The 19,683-nt window shown below is 46.3% G+C and carries 34 protein-coding genes; all 34 read left to right on the top strand.

Annotated features, from left to right (window positions below):
• Positions 1 to 27: 27 nt before the first annotated feature.
• The 34 genes from P402_RS0100135 (at position 28) to P402_RS0100300 (ending at position 19,660) form a co-directional block, all read left to right on the top strand.
• The gene (locus P402_RS0100135; protein ID WP_012369003.1) at positions 28 to 279 is read left to right on the top strand and encodes a ribosomal L7Ae/L30e/S12e/Gadd45 family protein; all 252 of its coding nucleotides are present in this window, start codon (positions 28 to 30) and stop codon (positions 277 to 279) included.
• Between the two features lie 125 nt (positions 280 to 404).
• The gene (rpsL, locus tag P402_RS0100140) at positions 405 to 827 is read left to right on the top strand and encodes a 30S ribosomal protein S12 (RefSeq protein WP_012369004.1); all 423 of its coding nucleotides are present in this window, start codon (positions 405 to 407) and stop codon (positions 825 to 827) included.
• Positions 828 to 876: 49 nt separating this feature from the next.
• Positions 877 to 1,347, top strand: coding sequence for a 30S ribosomal protein S7 (rpsG, locus tag P402_RS0100145; RefSeq protein WP_014969146.1), 471 nt, complete (start codon positions 877 to 879; stop codon positions 1,345 to 1,347).
• 124 nt (positions 1,348 to 1,471) lie between these two features.
• Positions 1,472 to 3,550: an elongation factor G gene (gene fusA / locus P402_RS0100150; RefSeq protein ID WP_026826915.1), complete on the top strand. Its 2,079-nt coding sequence runs from the start codon at positions 1,472 to 1,474 to the stop codon at positions 3,548 to 3,550.
• Between the two features lie 117 nt (positions 3,551 to 3,667).
• Positions 3,668 to 4,855, top strand: a complete 1,188-nt coding sequence (gene tuf / locus P402_RS0100155; protein ID WP_026826916.1) for an elongation factor Tu — start codon at positions 3,668 to 3,670, stop codon at positions 4,853 to 4,855.
• 317 nt (positions 4,856 to 5,172) lie between these two features.
• Positions 5,173 to 5,481 (top strand): 30S ribosomal protein S10, encoded by a 309-nt coding sequence (rpsJ, locus tag P402_RS0100160; protein WP_014969149.1) that lies wholly within the window; start codon positions 5,173 to 5,175, stop codon positions 5,479 to 5,481.
• A 68-nt stretch (positions 5,482 to 5,549) separates the two neighbouring features.
• Positions 5,550 to 6,176 carry a 50S ribosomal protein L3 gene (rplC, locus tag P402_RS0100165; RefSeq protein ID WP_012369009.1) on the top strand — a complete coding sequence of 209 codons (627 nt, stop codon included), beginning with the start codon at positions 5,550 to 5,552 and terminating at the stop codon, positions 6,174 to 6,176.
• Between the two features lie 29 nt (positions 6,177 to 6,205).
• Positions 6,206 to 6,829: a 50S ribosomal protein L4 gene (gene rplD / locus P402_RS0100170; protein ID WP_012369010.1), complete on the top strand. Its 624-nt coding sequence runs from the start codon at positions 6,206 to 6,208 to the stop codon at positions 6,827 to 6,829.
• The gene (gene rplW, locus P402_RS0100175) at positions 6,829 to 7,113 is read left to right on the top strand and encodes a 50S ribosomal protein L23 (protein ID WP_014969151.1); all 285 of its coding nucleotides are present in this window, start codon (positions 6,829 to 6,831) and stop codon (positions 7,111 to 7,113) included. Before rplD ends, rplW begins: the two co-directional genes overlap by 1 nt.
• A 32-nt stretch (positions 7,114 to 7,145) precedes the next feature.
• Complete coding sequence (gene rplB / locus P402_RS0100180) at positions 7,146 to 7,976, top strand: 50S ribosomal protein L2 (protein WP_012369012.1); 831 nt, start codon at positions 7,146 to 7,148, stop codon at positions 7,974 to 7,976.
• A gap of 63 nt (positions 7,977 to 8,039) precedes the next feature.
• A complete protein-coding gene (gene rpsS / locus P402_RS0100185; RefSeq protein WP_012369013.1) occupies positions 8,040 to 8,318 on the top strand; it encodes a 30S ribosomal protein S19 in 279 nt (92 codons plus the stop codon).
• 20 nt (positions 8,319 to 8,338) lie between these two features.
• Positions 8,339 to 8,671 carry a 50S ribosomal protein L22 gene (gene rplV, locus P402_RS0100190; protein WP_012369014.1) on the top strand — a complete coding sequence of 111 codons (333 nt, stop codon included), beginning with the start codon at positions 8,339 to 8,341 and terminating at the stop codon, positions 8,669 to 8,671.
• Positions 8,672 to 8,683: 12 nt separating this feature from the next.
• Positions 8,684 to 9,340 (top strand): 30S ribosomal protein S3, encoded by a 657-nt coding sequence (gene rpsC / locus P402_RS0100195; RefSeq protein WP_012369015.1) that lies wholly within the window; start codon positions 8,684 to 8,686, stop codon positions 9,338 to 9,340.
• A gap of 33 nt (positions 9,341 to 9,373) precedes the next feature.
• Entirely contained in the window at positions 9,374 to 9,811 is a 438-nt protein-coding gene (rplP, locus tag P402_RS0100200) for a 50S ribosomal protein L16 (RefSeq protein ID WP_012369016.1), read from the top strand.
• Positions 9,798 to 10,001, top strand: a complete 204-nt coding sequence (rpmC, locus tag P402_RS0100205) for a 50S ribosomal protein L29 (RefSeq protein WP_012369017.1) — start codon at positions 9,798 to 9,800, stop codon at positions 9,999 to 10,001. Before rplP ends, rpmC begins: the two co-directional genes overlap by 14 nt.
• A gap of 31 nt (positions 10,002 to 10,032) precedes the next feature.
• Positions 10,033 to 10,296, top strand: a complete 264-nt coding sequence (rpsQ, locus tag P402_RS0100210; RefSeq protein ID WP_026826917.1) for a 30S ribosomal protein S17 — start codon at positions 10,033 to 10,035, stop codon at positions 10,294 to 10,296.
• Positions 10,297 to 10,344: 48 nt separating this feature from the next.
• Positions 10,345 to 10,713: a 50S ribosomal protein L14 gene (gene rplN, locus P402_RS0100215; protein WP_012369019.1), complete on the top strand. Its 369-nt coding sequence runs from the start codon at positions 10,345 to 10,347 to the stop codon at positions 10,711 to 10,713.
• A gap of 34 nt (positions 10,714 to 10,747) precedes the next feature.
• Positions 10,748 to 11,059: a 50S ribosomal protein L24 gene (gene rplX / locus P402_RS0100220; protein ID WP_014969156.1), complete on the top strand. Its 312-nt coding sequence runs from the start codon at positions 10,748 to 10,750 to the stop codon at positions 11,057 to 11,059.
• 31 nt (positions 11,060 to 11,090) lie between these two features.
• Positions 11,091 to 11,630 (top strand): 50S ribosomal protein L5, encoded by a 540-nt coding sequence (rplE, locus tag P402_RS0100225; RefSeq protein WP_012369021.1) that lies wholly within the window; start codon positions 11,091 to 11,093, stop codon positions 11,628 to 11,630.
• A 14-nt stretch (positions 11,631 to 11,644) separates the two neighbouring features.
• Complete coding sequence (gene rpsN, locus P402_RS0100230; RefSeq protein WP_026826918.1) at positions 11,645 to 11,914, top strand: 30S ribosomal protein S14; 270 nt, start codon at positions 11,645 to 11,647, stop codon at positions 11,912 to 11,914.
• 31 nt (positions 11,915 to 11,945) lie between these two features.
• Entirely contained in the window at positions 11,946 to 12,344 is a 399-nt protein-coding gene (gene rpsH / locus P402_RS0100235; protein WP_012369023.1) for a 30S ribosomal protein S8, read from the top strand.
• A 31-nt stretch (positions 12,345 to 12,375) separates the two neighbouring features.
• Positions 12,376 to 12,912, top strand: a complete 537-nt coding sequence (gene rplF / locus P402_RS0100240) for a 50S ribosomal protein L6 (protein ID WP_026826919.1) — start codon at positions 12,376 to 12,378, stop codon at positions 12,910 to 12,912.
• 37 nt (positions 12,913 to 12,949) lie between these two features.
• Entirely contained in the window at positions 12,950 to 13,300 is a 351-nt protein-coding gene (gene rplR, locus P402_RS0100245; protein ID WP_012369025.1) for a 50S ribosomal protein L18, read from the top strand.
• Positions 13,301 to 13,322: 22 nt separating this feature from the next.
• On the top strand, positions 13,323 to 13,823 hold the full coding sequence (gene rpsE / locus P402_RS0100250; RefSeq protein WP_012369026.1) for a 30S ribosomal protein S5: 501 nt from the start codon (positions 13,323 to 13,325) through the stop codon (positions 13,821 to 13,823).
• 18 nt (positions 13,824 to 13,841) lie between these two features.
• Positions 13,842 to 14,027 carry a 50S ribosomal protein L30 gene (gene rpmD / locus P402_RS0100255; RefSeq protein WP_012369027.1) on the top strand — a complete coding sequence of 62 codons (186 nt, stop codon included), beginning with the start codon at positions 13,842 to 13,844 and terminating at the stop codon, positions 14,025 to 14,027.
• Positions 14,028 to 14,063: 36 nt separating this feature from the next.
• A complete protein-coding gene (gene rplO, locus P402_RS0100260; RefSeq protein ID WP_012369028.1) occupies positions 14,064 to 14,504 on the top strand; it encodes a 50S ribosomal protein L15 in 441 nt (146 codons plus the stop codon).
• Positions 14,504 to 15,793, top strand: coding sequence for a preprotein translocase subunit SecY (secY, locus tag P402_RS0100265; RefSeq protein WP_012369029.1), 1,290 nt, complete (start codon positions 14,504 to 14,506; stop codon positions 15,791 to 15,793). The genes rplO and secY overlap by 1 nt, the downstream gene beginning before the upstream one ends.
• A gap of 72 nt (positions 15,794 to 15,865) precedes the next feature.
• Complete coding sequence (locus P402_RS0100270; RefSeq protein ID WP_026826920.1) at positions 15,866 to 16,513, top strand: adenylate kinase; 648 nt, start codon at positions 15,866 to 15,868, stop codon at positions 16,511 to 16,513.
• Entirely contained in the window at positions 16,513 to 17,265 is a 753-nt protein-coding gene (map, locus tag P402_RS0100275; RefSeq protein ID WP_026826921.1) for a type I methionyl aminopeptidase, read from the top strand. Before P402_RS0100270 ends, map begins: the two co-directional genes overlap by 1 nt.
• Positions 17,266 to 17,415: 150 nt before the next feature.
• Positions 17,416 to 17,634, top strand: a complete 219-nt coding sequence (gene infA / locus P402_RS0100280; protein WP_012369032.1) for a translation initiation factor IF-1 — start codon at positions 17,416 to 17,418, stop codon at positions 17,632 to 17,634.
• Between the two features lie 33 nt (positions 17,635 to 17,667).
• Positions 17,668 to 17,781 carry a 50S ribosomal protein L36 gene (gene rpmJ, locus P402_RS0100285; RefSeq protein ID WP_003156543.1) on the top strand — a complete coding sequence of 38 codons (114 nt, stop codon included), beginning with the start codon at positions 17,668 to 17,670 and terminating at the stop codon, positions 17,779 to 17,781.
• A gap of 19 nt (positions 17,782 to 17,800) precedes the next feature.
• Positions 17,801 to 18,166: a 30S ribosomal protein S13 gene (gene rpsM / locus P402_RS0100290; RefSeq protein WP_012369033.1), complete on the top strand. Its 366-nt coding sequence runs from the start codon at positions 17,801 to 17,803 to the stop codon at positions 18,164 to 18,166.
• Positions 18,167 to 18,182: 16 nt separating this feature from the next.
• Positions 18,183 to 18,578 (top strand): 30S ribosomal protein S11, encoded by a 396-nt coding sequence (gene rpsK / locus P402_RS0100295; protein WP_012369034.1) that lies wholly within the window; start codon positions 18,183 to 18,185, stop codon positions 18,576 to 18,578.
• A gap of 137 nt (positions 18,579 to 18,715) precedes the next feature.
• A complete protein-coding gene (locus P402_RS0100300) occupies positions 18,716 to 19,660 on the top strand; it encodes a DNA-directed RNA polymerase subunit alpha (protein WP_012369035.1) in 945 nt (314 codons plus the stop codon).
• Positions 19,661 to 19,683 lie beyond the last annotated feature (23 nt).

Here is a 19,683-nt window from a genome sequence, read left to right on the forward strand (position 1 = left end):
GGCTGTGTTATTTTGGAGGATATCTTCATGTCTTACAAAAAAGTAGTCGGCGCAGATTTGAAGTTTGTCGGTCAAAAGCAAACGCTCAAAGCATTGCGATCTGGCAAGGCGTCGGAAGTGATCATCGCAGATGACGCAGATGAACACGTAAAGCAAGCATTGCTCGATGCGGCGAAACAAGCAAACGTTCCAGTCGTGAACGTTCCTTCTAAGCTTGAGCTTGGTAAGGCTTGTGGAATCGACGTTGCAGCAACTGCTGTTGCTATTAAGAAAGTTTGATAATACGTTTTGTGTGGCGATGGAATGCCTGAGCCACGCAAAACGTTTCATTATGACTTTCGATGAACCACCCGGCTCGGTGGTTTTGAAACTTGTCATGAATTCAGGAAGGGAGGATCTCAAAGATGCCTACTATCAACCAATTAGTCCGTAAAGGACGTCAATCAAAAGTTGTGAAATCAGATTCGCCAGCGCTGAACAAAGGGTACAACAGCTTTATCAAAGCTCGTACTGACATCAGCTCACCACAAAAACGTGGTGTTTGTACTCGTGTAGGTACAATGACTCCGAAGAAACCGAACTCGGCTCTTCGTAAGTACGCACGTGTACGTTTAACGAACACAATGGAAGTAACAGCTTACATCCCAGGTATCGGCCACAACTTGCAAGAGCACAGTGTTGTTCTTATTCGCGGCGGTCGCGTAAAAGACTTACCAGGGGTACGTTACCACATCGTTCGTGGTGCACTCGATACAGCTGGAGTTGACGGCCGTATGCAAGGTCGTTCGAAATATGGTACTAAACGTCCAAAAGCAGCAAAAAAATAATCTAGATATCAGAAGATATCACCTCACTATATGAAAGGAGGGACTCGGAATGCCACGTAAAGGTCAAGTAGAACGCCGTGATGTAATGGCTGATCCGATCTACAACTCTAAACTCGTTACCCGCCTTATCAACCGTCTTATGTTAGATGGTAAAAAAGGTACTGCTCAACAAATCTTATACAAAGCTTTTGAAGCTGTCGCTGAACGTTCAGGTCGCGATGCAATGGAAGTTTTTGAAGAGGCGATGAACAACATCATGCCAGTTCTTGAAGTTAAAGCACGCCGTGTAGGTGGAGCTAACTATCAAGTTCCTGTCGAAGTCCGCCCTGAGCGCCGTACGACACTTGCACTTCGTTACCTCGTGAACTACTCACGTCTCCGTAACGAAAAAACAATGGATGCTCGTCTTGCTAATGAAATCATGGACGCTGCAAACAACACTGGTGCTTCAGTTAAGAAGCGCGAAGATATGCACAAAATGGCGGAAGCGAACAAAGCGTTTGCTCACTACCGCTGGTAAATCCGGAATCAACCACCTCATCTATGCCATTTTGTATGGAAATATGAGGTGGCTTTCGGGTATAGTCATGACGTGTGGCAACACACGGACACTAAACTAAAATGCGAAAGGAGAATGTTTAAAGATGGCAAGAGAATTCTCCCTTAAGAACACCCGTAATATCGGGATCATGGCCCACATCGATGCTGGTAAAACAACAACGACTGAGCGTATCCTCTATTACACGGGTCGTATCCACAAGATTGGTGAAACGCACGAAGGTGCTTCACAGATGGACTGGATGGAGCAAGAGCAAGAGCGTGGAATCACGATTACATCTGCAGCAACAACTGCACAATGGAAAGGTAACCGCGTAAACATCATCGATACACCTGGACACGTAGACTTCACTGTTGAAGTTGAACGTTCACTCCGTGTACTTGATGGTGCGGTAGCAGTACTTGATGCTCAGTCTGGTGTTGAGCCACAAACTGAGACAGTATGGCGCCAAGCTACAACTTACGGCGTACCACGTATCGTTTTCGTTAACAAAATGGATAAAATCGGTGCAGACTTCCTGTACTCGGTTGGAACGCTTCGCGACCGCCTTCAAGCGAACGCACACGCAATCCAAATCCCGATCGGCGCAGAAGATGAATTCAAAGGAATCATCGACCTCGTTGAAAAGAAAACATACATGTACGGTAACGACCTCGGTACTGATATCGAAGAAATCGAAGGGTTCCCTGCAGAATTCGCAGAAGAAGCTGAAGAACTTCGTGCATCACTTATCGAAGCAGTTGCAGATTACGAAGAAGAAATGATGATGAAATACCTCGAGGGCGAGGAAATCACAATTGAAGAGCTTAAAGCGGGTATCCGTAAAGCGACTCTTACAGTTGATTTCTACCCAGTTCTCGTTGGTTCGGCATTCAAGAACAAAGGTGTTCAGCTTATGCTTGACGCAGTCCTTGACTACCTCCCATCACCAGTCGACGTAAAAGCAATCACAGGAATTAACATGGATACAGATGAAGAGATCATTCGTGAGTCAACTGACGAAGCGCCATTCTCTGCACTTGCATTCAAAGTTATGACTGACCCGTATGTTGGTAAATTGACGTTCTTCCGTGTGTACTCAGGTACAGCTACGGCAGGATCTTACGTCAAGAACTCAACAAAAGGGAAACGTGAGCGTCTTGGACGTATCCTTCAAATGCACGCGAACAGCCGTGAGGAGATCCCAATGGTCTTCGCTGGTGACATCGCAGCAGCTGTAGGTCTTAAAGATACTACTACTGGAGATACGCTTTGTGCAGAGAAAGACAACGTCGTTCTCGAATCAATGACATTCCCAGAACCAGTTATCTCGGTCGCAATCGAACCAAAAACGAAAGCTGACCAAGATAAAATGGGTCAAGCACTCGCTAAGCTTGCTGAAGAGGATCCAACATTCCGTACTGAAACAAACCCAGAGACTGGTCAAACGATCATCTCAGGTATGGGTGAGCTTCACCTCGACATCATCGTTGACCGTATGCGTCGCGAATTCAAAGTCGAAGCAAATGTTGGTGCTCCACAAGTAGCTTACCGTGAAACGATTCGCCAAGCGGCGAAAATCGATTCTAAGTTTGCTCGTCAATCAGGTGGTCGTGGTCAGTATGGTCACGTCGTCGTAGAATTCGAGCCAAACGAAGAAGGTGCTGGCTTTGAGTTCAACAACAAAATCGTCGGTGGTGTTGTTCCACGTGAATACATCCCAGCGGTTGAACACGGAATCGAAGAAGCGCTTCAAAACGGTATCCTTGCTGGTTATCCAGTAGTTGACGTTAAAGCGGCACTCGTTTTCGGATCGTACCACGATGTCGACTCAAACGAGATGGCATTTAAAATCGCGGCTTCAATGGCCGTCAAACAACTTAAAGATAAGAGCGGCGCTGTTATCCTTGAGCCAATGATGAAAGTTGAAATCGTCATCCCAGATGAATACATGGGAGACATCATGGGTGATGTTACATCACGCCGTGGACGCGTTGAAGGTATGGAAGCTCGCGGGAACGCTCAAGTCGTTCGTTCGATGATTCCACTTTCAGAGATGTTCGGTTACGCTACTGGTCTTCGTTCACGCACACAAGGTCGCGGAACGTACTCGATGCACTTCGATCACTACGAAGAAGTACCGAAATCAGTTGCTGAAGAAATCATCAAAAAAGCAAACGGCTAATCCTTCACAGGTTGTCACGCTTTTATGATTAGTGTAAGCTAAGGAAGGTGTACGTTATTCGACGATTCACCTTCCTAGTTATAAAATATTATTAGACACATAGAGGAGGAATTCAGAATGGGTAAAGAAAAATTCGACCGTTCTAAACCGCACGTTAACGTTGGTACAATTGGCCACGTCGACCACGGTAAAACAACTTTAACAGCTGCTATTTCAGCTGTACTTGCAAAATCACAAGGTAAAACTGCTACTAAGTTTGACCAAATCGATGGTGCTCCAGAAGAGCGCGAGCGCGGTATCACTATCGCAACAGCTCACATCGAGTACGAAACAGAAAAACGCCACTATGCACACGTTGACTGCCCAGGTCACGCTGACTATGTTAAAAACATGATCACTGGTGCTGCACAAATGGACGGCGCGATCCTCGTTGTTTCTGCAACTGATGGTCCAATGCCACAAACACGTGAGCACATCTTGCTTTCACGTCAAGTAGGTGTTCCTTTCATCGTAGTATTCATGAACAAAGTCGACATGGTTGACGACGAAGAGCTTCTTGAACTCGTTGAAATGGAAATCCGCGAACTTCTTTCTGAGTATGACTTCCCAGGCGATGACCTCCCAGTTATCCAAGGATCTGCTCTCGGCGCGCTTAACGGCGAAGCTAAATGGGAAGAAAAAATCATGGAACTCATGACAGCTGTTGATGAGTACATCCCTGAGCCAACTCGTGACACTGAAAAAGACTTCATGATGCCAGTTGAGGATGTTTTCTCAATCACTGGTCGTGGTACAGTAGCTACTGGCCGCGTTGAGCGTGGAGTTCTTAAAGTCAACGACGAAGTTGAAATCGTTGGTCTTCACGAAGAAACTAAAAAATCAGTATGTACTGGTGTAGAGATGTTCCGTAAGCTTCTTGACTATGCTGAAGCTGGCGACAACATTGGAGCACTTCTCCGTGGTGTATCACGTGACGATATCGAGCGTGGACAAGTTCTCGCGAAACCAAACACAATCACACCGCACAAAACTTTCAAAGCGCAAGTTTACATCCTTTCAAAAGAAGAGGGTGGCCGTCACACGCCATTCTTCGGTAACTACCGTCCACAGTTCTACTTCCGTACAACTGACGTAACTGGTATGTGCCAACTTCCTGAAGGAACTGAAATGGTAATGCCTGGGGACAACATCGAATTGACTGTTGAACTCATCGCGCCAATCGCTCTTGAAAAAGAAACTCGTTTCTCAATCCGTGAAGGTGGCCGTACGGTAGGCGCTGGATCAGTTACAGAAATCGTTGAGTAATTTTTAAGACAAAAAGGTCTTCCGTCTCCCGTGACGGAAGACCTTTTTTCATTTCTTTGAAAACAGTCTTGCAACATGGTCGGACATCTTATATACTGAGGAAAGTGTTTGTGCGAGTGGTGAGAGACTTGAAAACATATTCTATTTTATTTTACTTGCTTTCCTGCGTGGAATTAAGTACACTAGAATATGTTGGTCACAAACACAACGCGATGAAGCGGGAGGTTATGACACACCAGGCGGCATTGCCATGGCTAGTGTGGAAATTTCCGCGGAGAATGTCTATTTATAAAATAGGCGAAAAGGAGGGAAACAACATGGCAAATGAAAAAATTCGGATCCGTTTGAAAGCATACGATCACCGCGTGCTTGATCAATCGGCTGAGAAAATTGTCGAAACAGCAAAACGTTCTGGTGCTACTGTATCTGGTCCGATCCCACTCCCAACAGAGAGAGCGATCTACACAGTACTTCGTGCCGTTCACAAGTATAAAGATGCTCGTGAGCAGTTCGAAATGCGTACACACAAACGTTTGATCGACATCGTTAACCCAACACCGAAAACAGTTGATGCGCTTATGCGTCTTGAACTTCCATCGGGCGTTGACATCGAAATCAAACTTTAATTTTTCTTCTATAAATAGTTGATACTAGCCAGAAGATCAAAATCATTCAATATTAGGAGGTGTATCTCATGGCTAAAGGAATCTTAGGAACTAAACTCGGTATGACACAAATCTTCAACGAGTCAGGCGAAGTAGTACCAGTTACTGTTGTTTCAGTAGAGGGTAACGTTGTTCTTCAATTGAAGACAATGGAAGTGGACGGTTACGAAGCAGTCCAACTCGGCTTTGGTGATATCAAAGAAGGTCGTCAAAACAAACCGCAAAAAGGTCACGCAGCGAAAGCTAGTGCGACACCTAAGCGCTTCATTAAAGAAATCCGTACATCTGTAACAGATTTCGAAATCGGTCAAGAGATTAAAGCAGATACTTTCGCTGCAGGCGAAATGGTTGATGTAACAGGTACGTCGAAAGGTAAAGGTTTCGCTGGAGCAATCAAGCGTCACAACCAATCACGTGGTCCAATGGCTCACGGTTCGCGTTACCACCGTCGCCCAGGTTCAATGGGTCCTGTCGCTCCAAACCGTGTATTCAAAGGGAAATTGCTCCCAGGACGCATGGGTGGAGAGCAAGTCACTGTTCAAAACCTTGAAATCGTAAAAGTTGATGTAGAACGCGGCTTACTCCTCGTCAAGGGTGCTATCCCAGGCGCACGTAAGAGCCAAGTTGTCGTCAAAACTGCGGTAAAAGGCAACTAATTTGTTTGCAAGGAAAGGAGGAATAACGAATGCCTAAAGTAGCTTTGCTTAACCAAACAGGTACACAAGTTGGAGACATCGAGTTGGCAGATGCCGTTTTCGGAATCGAGCCAAACGAAGCAGTCGTATACGATGCAATCGTCATGCAACAAGCTTCACGTCGCCAAGGTACACATGATACAAAAGGTCGCTCGGAAGTTCGCGGTGGCGGCCGTAAACCATGGAAACAAAAAGGTACTGGTCGTGCACGCCAAGGTTCGATCCGTTCGCCACAATGGGTTGGCGGTGGAACAGTCTTCGGTCCAACACCACGTTCGTACGCTTATAAACTTCCTAAAAAGGTTCGTCGTCTCGCATTACGTTCAGCACTTTCTTCGAAAGTCGCTAACAACGAGTTCATCGTTCTTGAAGGATTGACAATCGATGCTCCGAAAACGAAAGATATGATTTCGGTCTTCGCTGCTCTTTCAATCGAACGTAAAGTCCTCGTCGTTACTGCTGATTACAACGAGACAGTCGTTCTTTCAACACGCAACATTCCTGGTGTCACAGTCGTTGACGCTGCTGGAGTAAACGTCCTTGATCTTGTCGCACACGACAAAGTCATCTTCACGAAGGATGCTGTTGCGAGAGTAGAGGAGGTGCTTGCATAATGGCAAACGCACACGACATTATCAAACGTCCTGTAATTACTGAACGCTCAGTGAACCAAATGGCTGAGAAAAAGTACACGTTCGAAGTAGACGTAAAGGCATCTAAGCCACAAATCAAAGATGCAGTTGAAGCGATCTTCGGCGTTAAAGTTGAAAAAATCAACACACTTATCTCAAAACCAAAAGCAAAACGCGTAGGTCGTCACGCTGGTTACACAGCACGCCGCAAAAAAGCGGTCGTCACGCTTACTGCAGATAGCAAAGAACTCGATTACCTCGGTTAATCGGTACTCTGTAGAAAAGGAGGGAACTCTCGATGGGAATTAAAAAGTTTAAACCGACCACTAACGGTCGTCGTAATATGACTGCGCTTGACTTTGCTGAGATTACGGCTTCACGTCCTGAAAAATCGTTAACTGAAAAGCTTTCGAAAAAGGGCGGACGTAACAACCAAGGTCGCTTGACAGTACGTCACCAAGGTGGCGGACACAAACGTAAATACCGTATCATCGACTTCAAACGGAACAAGGATGGCATCGCTGGCCGTATCGCTACAATTGAGTACGATCCGAACCGCTCTGCAAACATCGCGCTTGTCCACTACATCGATGGTGAAAAACGCTACATCCTCGCACCTAAAGGATTGAAAGTTGACATGCAAGTCATGTCAGGAGTTGAGGCTGACATTAAAGTCGGTAACGCTCTTCCACTTTCAAACATCCCAGTTGGTACATTGATCCACAACATCGAACTTAAGCCAGGTAAAGGTGGTCAGCTCGTTCGTTCAGCTGGTACTTCTGCTCAGCTTCTCGGTAAAGATGGTAAATACGCGATCGTTCGTCTCCAATCAGGCGAAACACGTATGATCCTTGCTACTTGCCGTGCAACAGTCGGCGCTGTCGGTAATGAAGAGCACGAGCTCGTCAATATCGGTAAAGCTGGTCGTTCACGCTGGCTCGGAAAACGTCCTACAGTTCGTGGTTCTGTAATGAACCCAGTTGATCACCCACACGGTGGTGGTGAAGGACGTGCTCCAATCGGTCGTTCGGGCCCACTTACTCCTTGGGGTAAACCGGCACTCGGATACAAAACTCGTAAGAAAAACAAAGCGAGCGATAAATATATCGTCCGTCGTTCTAAAAAATAATTACGTGATTTCTGAACGGTTCGCAGGAACCGTTCCTGAATCATGCCAAAGGGAGGTACAACTATGGGTCGCAGCTTGAAAAAAGGTCCATTTGCAGATCACCATTTGCTCGCTAAGGTTGATAAAGCCAACGAAGCTGGTGACAAGCATGTTATCAAAACTTGGTCACGCCGTTCTACAATCTTCCCAGAGTTCATCGGTCACACGATCGCTGTCTACGATGGTCGTAAACACGTACCGGTTTACGTGACAGAAGATATGGTCGGTCACAAACTTGGTGAATTCGCGCCAACACGTTCTTATAAAGGACATGCTGGAAACGATAAGAAGACTAAACGTTAATCTGAGGGGAGGTACTCATTATGCAATCAAAAGCATCGGCTAATATGGTTCGCATTGCTCCTCGTAAGGCACGTCTAGTAGTAGACTTAATCCGCGGGAAGCAAATCGGTGAAGCACTTTCGATTCTTGCTTACACGAACAAGGCAGCAACGCCAATCGTTGAGAAAGTATTGAAATCGGCAATCGCGAACGCTGAGCACAACTTCGACATGAACATCGAAAACCTCGTAGTAACAGAGGCTTACGTCAACGAAGGTCCAACGCTCAAACGTTTCCGCCCACGTGCAATGGGTCGCGCAAGCCGCATCAACAAACGTACGAGCCACGTTCACATCGTGGTATCTGAAAAATAAGGAGGGATTACCGTGGGTCAGAAGATTAACCCAACTGGTCTTCGCGTAGGTATCATCAAAGACTGGGAATCACGTTGGTTCGCAGATAAAGACTATGCTGATCTCCTTCATGAAGACTACGTAGTTCGTGAATATATCGAAAAACGTCTTAAAGACGCTAGTGTCTCTAAAGTTGAAATCGAGCGCGCAGCAAACCGCTTGAACATTTCACTTCACACTGCTAAACCTGGTATGGTTATCGGTAAAGGCGGTTCTGAAATCGAAACACTTCGTACAGACATCACTAACCTTGCAAAAGGCAAACGCGTTCACGTTAACGTCGTTGAAGTGAAAAACCCGGATGCAGTTGCTAAACTTGTCGCTGAGAACATCGCACGCCAACTTGAAGGCCGTGTATCGTTCCGTCGTGCAATGAAGCAATCAATCCAACGCTCTATGCGTTCAGGTATCAAAGGAATCAAGACTGAAGTTTCTGGTCGTCTTGGCGGCGCTGATATCGCTCGTTCAGAGAAGTATTCAGAAGGAACAGTTCCACTTCATACACTCCGTGCAGACATCGATTACGGTACTGCAGAAGCTGATACAACTTACGGCAAAATTGGCGTAAAAGTATGGCTCCACCACGGTGAAGTGCTTCCTACGAAAAAAGCAGCATCTAACGAACAATAATCCACATCCGTCTAGGGAAGGAGGCAACACAACATGTTGTTACCAAAACGTGTAAAATATCGTCGTGTTCACCGCGGCAACATGCGTGGTAAAGCGAAACGTGGTACTACAGTACACTTCGGCGAGTTCGGTATCCAAGCTCAAGAAGCTAGCTGGATTACAAGCCGTCAAATCGAATCAGCGCGTATCGCGATGACTCGTTATATGAAACGTGGTGGTAAAGTGTGGATCAAGATTTTCCCACATAAACCATACACTAAAAAACCTCTTGAAGTCCGAATGGGTTCAGGTAAAGGTGCTCCGGAGGGCTGGGTTGCAGTCGTCAAACCGGGGAAAGTAATGTTTGAAATCGCAGGAGTATCGGAAGAGATCGCACGCGAAGCTCTCCGTCTTGCATCACACAAACTTCCAGTAAAATGTAAGTTCGTAAAACGTGAAGAAAATGGTGGTGATACGAATGAAAGCAACTGATCTCCGTCAGCAAACTACAGAAGAGCTCAACGGTAAAGTCGGTTCGTGGAAAGAAGAGTTGTTCAACCTTCGTTTCCAACTTGCGACTGGTCAGCTTGAGAACCCTGCTCGTATCCGTGAAGTGCGCAAGTCGATTGCACGCGCGAAAACCGTTCTTCGTGAACGCGAACTCGGCATCAACAACGCATAATTCACTCGGATTCTGAGAGGAGGAACACTCAATGGAACGCACTAACAACCGCAAAGTGTTAACTGGACGCGTCGTATCTGACAAAATGGATAAAACGATCGTAGTTACAGTTGAGACTAAAGTAAAGCATAAGCTCTACGGCAAACGCGTAAACTACTCTAAGAAGTACAAAACGCATGATGAAAACAACACAGCTAAAGTCGGTGACGTCGTACGCATTCAAGAAACACGTCCACTTTCTAAAGACAAACGTTTCCGTCTCGTAGAAGTCGTCGAAAAAGCAGTAATCATCTAAACTCTAATTAGTTCGGATGAATAAACATCCGGAGGGAGGTACAATCGTATGATTCAACAAGAATCTCGCTTGAAAGTAGCAGACAACTCAGGAGCTCGTGAAGTCTTGACGATCAAAGTCCTCGGTGGATCTGGTCGCAAAACTGCTAACATCGGTGATGTAATTGTTTGCACAGTTAAACAAGCAACACCAGGTGGCGTTGTCAAAAAAGGTGAAGTTGTACGCGCAGTAGTCGTTCGTACTAAACGTGGCGTTCGTCGTAAAGACGGTTCGTACATCCGTTTTGACGAAAATGCAGCAGTCATCATCAAAGATGATAAAAGCCCACGTGGCACACGTATCTTCGGACCAGTCGCACGCGAACTTCGTGAAAAAGACTTCATGAAGATCGTCTCGTTGGCACCGGAAGTACTTTAATTCCAAAGAATTCCTACAAGGAGGTGCTCTAACGATGCATGTCAAAAAAGGTGATAAAGTTCAGGTTATGACTGGTAAAGATAAAGGCAAACAAGGTGTTGTCCTTACTGCTATGCCTAAAAAAGATCGCATTATCGTCGAAGGCGTTAACATGATCAAAAAACACTCAAAACCTTCTCAACTCAACCCGCAAGGCGGAATTGTCGAGAAAGAAGCACCGATTCACGTATCGAACGTTATGCTCATCGACCCTAAGACAGGAAACCCAACACGCGTTGGTTTCACTGTGGTTGACGGCAAGAAAGTACGTATCGCTAAAAAATCGGGCGAAGCTTTAGATAAATAAGAAGATTTAAAGAAAGGAGGTCCACTTTCTGATGAACCGTTTAAAAGCTAAATACCAAGACGAAATCGTCAAAGTAATGATGGAGAAATTCAACTATACTTCTGTAATGCAAGCGCCGAAAGTCGATAAAATCGTAATCAACATGGGTGTTGGTGACGCTGTTACGAACACGAAAGCACTTGACATGGCAGTTGAAGAGCTTCAGCTCCTCACTGGTCAGAAGCCACTCATCACGAAAGCTAAGAAATCAATCGCTGGTTTCAAACTTCGTGAAGGTATGCCAATCGGCGCGAAGGTAACACTTCGTGGAGAGCGCATGTATGAGTTCCTCGACAAGTTGATCAACGTGTCACTTCCACGTGTACGTGACTTCCGTGGTGTATCGAAGAAATCATTCGATGGCCGTGGTAACTACACGCTAGGCGTGAAGGAACAATTGATCTTCCCAGAGATCGACTACGATCGCGTATCTAAAGTCCGTGGTATGGACATCGTTATCGTTACAACTGCTAATACGGATGAAGAGTCACGTGAGCTTCTCACAGCACTCGGCATGCCATTCCAAAAATAAGGGAGGCCGCACACATGGCTAAGAAATCAATGATCGCACGTGAAGTAAAACGCCAAGCACTCGTAGAGCGCTACGCTGAACAACGCGCAGAATTGAAAGCACAAGGCGACTACATCGGCATGAGCAAACTCCCACGTAACTCTTCAGCGGTTCGTTTACACAACCGTTGCAGTATCACTGGCCGTCCACACGGTTACATTGGTAAATTCGGTATCAGCCGTATTAAGTTCCGTGATCTTGCTCATAAAGGTCAAATCCCTGGTGTTAAAAAAGCAAGCTGGTAATTCATTAAAGTTGTGAAAGGAGGTACATCGCATGGTTATGACAGATCCGATTGCAGATATGCTTACACGCATTCGTAATGCAAACATGGTTCGCCATGAGAAGTTGGAAATGCCAGCTTCTACAATCAAACGTGAAGTCGCTGAAATCCTCAAACGTGAAGGTTTCATCCGCGATGTTGAATATCTCGAGGACAGCAAACAAGGTACGCTCCGCGTATTCCTTAAGTACGGCGCAAGCAACGAACGCGTCATCACTGGACTCAAACGTATCTCGAAACCAGGTCTTCGCGTTTACGCGAAAGCTGATGAAATCCCGAAAGTACTCGGTGGTCTCGGAATCGCTATCGTTTCAACATCTAAAGGTGTTATGACAGACAAAGAAGCTCGCCAACAAAAAGTCGGCGGCGAAGTGATCGCATACATCTGGTAATTCACGCATAAAAAGAACGGAGGTGTCTTAAATGTCACGTATTGGTAAAAAGCCAGTCGTTATCCCAGCAGGCGTTACAGTAACAGTTGAAAACAGCACAGTTACAGTAAAAGGTCCTAAAGGTGAACTCACACGTGAGTTCAACCCGACTATGGCTATCAACGTAGAAGGTAATGAATTGACTGTCACTCGTCCAAACGACGAGAAAGCTAACCGTACAATCCACGGAACGACTCGTGCGCTTATCGCGAACATGGTCGAAGGTGTAAACAACGGTTTCGCTAAGACACTCGATATCCAAGGTGTTGGTTACCGTGCACAAAAGCAAGGTAACAAAATCGTACTCAACCTCGGTTATTCACACCCAATCGAGTACACTCCGGAACAAGGCATTGAAGTCGAAGTTCCTACGAATACGCAAATCATCGTCCGCGGAATCAACAAAGAGCGTGTTGGACACGTTGCTGCATTGATCCGTTCGTACCGTCAGCCTGAACCTTACAAAGGTAAAGGAATTCGTTACAGTGATGAAGTCGTTCGTCGTAAAGAAGGTAAAACAGGTAAGTAATTCGTTGATACGAATTGACCGGAAAGGAGTGGCATAAATGATCTCAAAGGCAAACAAAAATGCTACGCGTAAAAAGCGTCATGGTCGTGTACGTCGTACAATCATCGGGACTGCAGCTCGTCCACGCTTGAATGTATTCCGTTCGAACAAGAACATTTACGTACAAGTCATTGACGATGCAACACATGCAACACTCGCATCTGCATCATCACTCGACCTTGAAAAAGGCAACACGACTGACGCTGCATCAGCAGTTGGTAAGCTTGCAGCTGAACGCGCTCTTGAAAAAGGTATTGAAACAGTCGTTTTCGACCGTGGAGGATATCTCTATCATGGACGTATCAAAGCAGTAGCTGAAGCAGCTCGTGAAGCTGGTCTCAAATTCTAATAGAAAAGGAGGGAACCTCTACATGCGCCAGTTAGAAATTAACATGGATCAACTCGAAGAACGCGTTGTTACTGTAAACCGCGTCGCGAAAGTAGTAAAAGGTGGCCGTCGCTTCCGTTTTGCTGCACTCGTCGTCGTAGGTGACAAGAATGGTCACGTAGGTTTCGGTACGGGTAAAGCTCAGGAAGTGCCTGAAGCGATCCGTAAAGCAATCGAAGATGCAAAGAAAAACATGGTTAACGTTCCAATCGTTAACACTACAATTCCACACGAAATCAACGGAATTTTCGGTGCAGGTCACGTCTTCTTGAAACCTGCTTCTGAAGGTACTGGAGTCATCGCTGGTGGCCCAGTTCGTGCGGTTCTCGAATTAGCGGGAATCAACGACATTCTTTCGAAATCACTTGGATCAAGCACTCCAATCAACATGGTTCGTGCGACTGTTAAAGGTCTCACTTCACTTAAACGTGCTGAAGACGTTGCGAAACTCCGCGGTAAAACCGTCGAAGAACTTCGCGGTTAAGAAAGGGAGGGAATACAGATGGCGAAACTCGCAGTTACCCTCACACGCAGCATGATCGGTCGTCCGGAGAACCAACGCGTTACTACTCGTACGCTTGGTCTCCGTAAGATGCACCAAACTGTTGTCGTACCTGACAACGCTGCTATGCGTGGGATGATTAACCACGTGTCACACTTATTGACAGTAAAAGAAATTCAAGAGTAATACGTTCGATATAATTTTATGAGGAGGTGCCCCACTATGAAACTCCATGAATTGAAACCAGCTGCTGGTTCACGTTCAGAACGCAACCGTGTAGGTCGCGGTATGTCTTCTGGTAACGGTAAGACTTCTGGCCGTGGTCACAAAGGTCAAAAAGCTCGTTCAGGCGGTGGTGTTCGTCCAGGTTTCGAAGGTGGACAAAACCCACTTTTCCGTCGTTTACCAAAACGCGGCTTCAACAACCCAACTCGTAAAGAGTTCGCGGTTATCAACCTTGACACACTTAACCGTTTTGAAGATGGAACGGAAGTAACACCAGAACTTCTTATCGAGACTCGCGCAGTCAAAGGTATGAAGGATGGCGTGAAGATCCTTTCTAACGGTAAGATTGAAAAGAAACTGACAGTAAAAGCTCACAAGTTCTCCGAAGCTGCGAAGCAAGCGATCGAAGCTGCCGGCGGTACGGTTGAGGTGATCTAATGTTTCAAGCGATCTCCAATATGTGGCGCGTAGCCGACATTCGTCGGCGCATTCTCTTTACCTTGGCTCTGATTATCGTGTTCCGTATCGGTGCACATATCCCAGTCCCAATGGTAAACACTGAAGTATTCAAGATTGACCAGAATGGTATTCTTGGTTTCTTGAATTCCTTCGGCGGGAATGCTTTGCAGAATTTCTCACTCTTTGCGATGGGAATCATGCCGTATATCACGGCCTCGATCGTTGTCCAACTCTTACAGATGGACGTTGTTCCAAAGTTTGCCGAATGGGCAAAACAAGGAGAGGCGGGCCGTAAGAAGTTAGCAACGGTAACGCGCTATGGAACGATCGTACTCGGCTTAGTCCAAGCGTTTGGAATCGCGCTTGGATTTAACCGTATCTACCCAGGTCTTGTCGATGAGCAATACGGCACCTGGACGTACGTTATGATTGCACTTGTTTTGACGGCGGGTACCGCATTCTTGATGTTCCTCGGTGAACTCATTACGGAGAAGGGCATTGGTAACGGGATATCAATGATCATCTTCGCTGGGATTGTCGCAGGCTTCCCGAACGCGTTCCGTCAGATTTATGAAACAAAGCTCCAAAATGCAGGGGATGCTTTGTTTGTCAATGTGCTTTATATCGTACTGTTGCTTTTAATCATCATCGCGGTCATCGTCGGAGTCATCTATGTGCAGCAAGCTGCCCGGAAGATTCCGATCCAGTACGCTAAGCGTACGGTGAACCGTGCGCCAGTAGGCGGTCAATCGACACACTTGCCGATTAAACTGAATGCTGCTGGTGTTATCCCAGTTATCTTCGCTGTATCGTTCATGGTGACGCCACCAACGGTTGCAAGTTTCTTTGCAAGTCCGGAAAATGCGACGAAGATCCGTGACATTTTCGACTATACGAGTCCAATCGGTATGTCGATCTATGTGGCACTGATCATTGCATTTTCTTACTTCTATACATTCGTTCAGGTCAATCCGGAACAAATGGCAGAGAACCTTCAAAAACAAGGCGGATACATTCCTGGTATTCGTCCTGGTAAGCAAACGGAACAGTACATCACGAAGATCCTGTACCGTCTGACATTCTTCGGCTCACTCTTCCTCGCTGTCATCGCGGTGACGCCAACGTTCTTTATTAAGTTCGCTGGTTTACCGAACTCGGTGCAGATTGGTGGAACAAGCCTGTTGATCGTCATCGGTGTAGGTCTTGAGACGATGAAACAGATTGAAAGTCAACTGGTTAAACGACACTACAAAGGCTTTATCCGATAAGGCGGGAGGAAGGGGACCATCCCTTTCCTTTCTGTTGTGTCTATAGAGTCTATAGAAGTGGAGGCTACCGACATGAATCTTGTATTGATGGGCTTGCCGGGTGCTGGAAAAGGGACGCAGGCTGCGAAAATTATCGAAGACTACGCCATTCCACACATCTCGACAGGCGACATGTTCCGTGCGGCGATCAAAGATCAAACACCGCTCGGGCAGGAAGCGAAATCGTACATGGATAAAGGGGAACTCGTTCCGGATGAAGTCACAATCGGCATCGTACGTGAACGTCTCGCCAAAGAAGACTGTGCAAATGGTTTTCTTCTTGACGGTTTCCCACGCACAGTGAAACAAGCAGATGCTCTTGAAGTATTGCTTGCGGATCTAAATAAACAAATCGATCACGTCGTTCACATCGGTGTGAACCCGGAGAAACTTGTCCCTCGTTTGACAGGCCGCCGGATTTGCCCGACATGTGGAGCAACGTATCATGTCATCTATAACCCGCCAAAAGTGGAGGGTGTCTGTGATATCGACGGATCAGCACTTGTTCAACGTGAAGATGATCAAGAAGAAACGGTTCGCCGTCGTCTTGAAGTCAACGTCGCTCAAGCGCAACCTTTGATTGACTTTTACGCTGAAAAAGGGTATCTTCGTAATTTGGACGGTGATCGTCCGATTAATGAAGTTTATTCCGATGTTCAAGCACTTCTTGGTGATCAGTAATGATCATTACGAAAGCGCCGCGTGAAATCGACATCATGCGTCAGGCGGGACAAATCGTCGCCCGGACGCATAAGGAGCTGAAAACTCATATTCGTCCAGGGATCACAACGGGGCAACTCGATGCGATTGCTGAACGCTATATTCGAAGTCAAGGGGCAACACCATCGTTTAAAGGTTATAATGGGTTTACTGGCAGCATCTGTGCTTCAGTAAATGAAGAACTTGTCCATGGTATTCCGGGTGACCGCGTACTCCACGATGGAGACATCATCTCGATTGATATCGGGGCGGAGTATAACGGATATCACGGAGATTCAGCCTGGACATATCCGGTAGGTACAATCTCTGAAGAGACGAAGCGGTTACTTGACGTAACTGAAGAATCTCTGTATAAAGGATTGGAGCGCGCCAAAGCTGGCGTGCACCTGACAGATATTTCGCATGCGATTCAGTCACATGTTGAAGCAGCGAATTTTTCTGTAGTCCGCGAATATGTGGGCCACGGCGTGGGACAAAATTTGCATGAAGATCCGCAAATTCCACATTATGGACCACCGGGGAAAGGGCCGCGCCTGAAAACTGGCATGACCTTGGCGATTGAGCCAATGGTTAATGTCGGAAAACGCTATGTTCGCACGCTATCCGACAATTGGACGGTAGTGACAGTGGACGGTAGCATGTGCGCCCACTTTGAGCACACCATCGCCATCACAGACGAAGGCTACGAGATCTTAACGGTCGATGCAGAGTGAGCTGTGCGCGTTATTGGTGTCACCTTTCTATAAGCCGCTATCCACTCGTGTTTGTGACCGATGATTCTCTCACGGCTACTGTAGAAAGCCCCTAAGCGCTACAAATCGTCTGGGCTCCCAATCAACTTTATAGAGAAAGGGGTATAATTGATGGCGAAACAAGATGTAATCGAAGTGGAAGGTACGGTTATCGAACCGCTTCCAAACGCGATGTTTAAGGTGGAGTTAGAAAACGGCCACACGGTCCTCGCGCACGTCTCAGGAAAAATTCGGATGCACTTCATTCGGATCCTACCAGGAGATAAAGTAACGGTTGAGTTGTCACCATACGACTTGACTCGCGGACGGATCACATACCGTTTCAAATAAAAACTCCGATTTTTTCAGGAGGAGGTATTCACAATGAAAGTAAGACCTTCGGTTAAACCGATCTGTGAAAAATGTAAAGTTATCCGCCGTAAAGGCAAAGTAATGGTTATTTGCGAAAACCCTAAGCATAAACAAAAACAAGGGTAATAAACAAGGAGGTGCACACATGGCACGTATTGCTGGTGTAGATATTCCACGTGAGAAACGCATCGTTATCTCACTCACTTACATCTATGGTGTTGGTAAAACGACTGCTCAGAAAGTCTTGAAAGAAGCTGGTATCTCTGAAGATACTCGTACTCGTGAATTGACTGAAGAACAACTCAACCAACTCCGTGATGGATTAGATAAAGTAAAAGTTGAGGGTGACCTTCGTCGTGAAATCTCACTCAACATCAAACGTTTGATCGAAATCGGTTGCTACCGTGGTGTTCGTCACCGTCGTGGTCTTCCAGTTCGTGGTCAAAACACTAAAAACAACTCGCGTACTCGTAAAGGCCCACGCCGTACAGTAGCGAACAAGAAGAAGTAAGGGAGGGTAAACTAAGATGGCAAAACGTAAACAGAATGTTCGTAGTAAACGTAAAGTCAAAAAGAATATTGAATCTGGTATCGTGCATATCCGTTCAACATTCAACAACACAATCGTTACGATCACTGACATGCAAGGGAATGCAATCTCTTGGGCAACTGCAGGTAACATGGGCTTCAAAGGCTCACGTAAATCAACTCCATTTGCTGCGCAACTCGCTTCTGAAACTGCTGCGAAAACAGCAATGGATAACGGTATGCGTACTGTAGAAGTTAACGTTAAAGGTCCTGGTGCAGGTCGTGAAGCTGCAATCCGTGCGCTCCAAGCAATCGGTCTTGAAGTAACAGCGATCCGTGACGTAACTCCAGTTCCACACAACGGTTGCCGCCCTCCAAAACGTCGTCGCGTGTAACCCGTCTTGTACTGCAAAGCGGGAATTCGAGTAGACTTTCGTTGATCGTTTGACCAAGCAAGGCAGTAGAAACGTACACAAGACGGTTGGCGATTGAACGCGATGGCCAACATGACGATATTCAAGGAGGGGTTCAGATGATCGAAATCGAAAAGCCGAAGATTGAAACGGTCGAATTAAGCGATAACGCTACGTTTGGTAAATTCGTGGTAGAACCGCTTGAACGTGGATTCGGTACAACGCTTGGCAACTCATTGCGTCGTATCCTATTATCTTCACTTCCGGGTGCTGCAGTTACTGCAGTCCAAATCGATGGCGTTCTTCATGAGTTCTCGACGATTGATGGCGTTGTAGAAGACGTTACCCAAATCATCTTGAACCTTAAGAAACTCGCCCTCAAAGTTTACTCGGAAGAAGAGAAAACACTTGAGATCGATATTCAAGGCGCCGGCGTTGTTACTGCTGCGAACATTACGCATGACAGCGACGTCGAAATCCTCAACCCAGAACTCCACATCGCAACACTTGCAGAAGGTGCATCACTTCATATGCGTCTGACAGCTCGTCGTGGCCGTGGTTACGTTCAGGCTGAAGATAACAAACGGGACGATATGCCAATCGGCGTCATTCCAATTGATTCGATTTACACGCCAATTCAACGTGTAAACTATCAAGTTGAAAAAACACGTGTTGGTCAAGATGCGAGCTTCGATAAGTTGACGCTTGATGTTTGGACGGACGGTTCAATCCGCCCGGAAGAAGCAGTGTCACTCGGTGCAAAAATCATGACAGAACACTTAAACATCTTTGTTGGTCTTACAGACGAAGCGCTCCATGCCGAAATCATGGTCGAAAAGGAAGAAGATCAGAAAGAAAAAGTACTTGAAATGACGATCGAAGAACTCGATCTTTCAGTTCGTTCGTACAACTGTTTGAAACGTGCCGGCATCAATACGGTTCAAGAACTCGCGAACAAGAGCGAAGACGAGATGATGAAAGTTCGTAACCTCGGACGTAAATCACTCGAAGAAGTTCAAGCGAAGCTCGATGAACTCGGACTGGGCCTACGTAAAGAAGACTAAAACTATTAATTGCACGAAGGAGG

This window comes from Exiguobacterium sibiricum 7-3 (genome assembly GCF_000620865.1).
GTDB lineage: Bacteria > Bacillota > Bacilli > Exiguobacteriales > Exiguobacteriaceae > Exiguobacterium_A > Exiguobacterium_A sibiricum_A.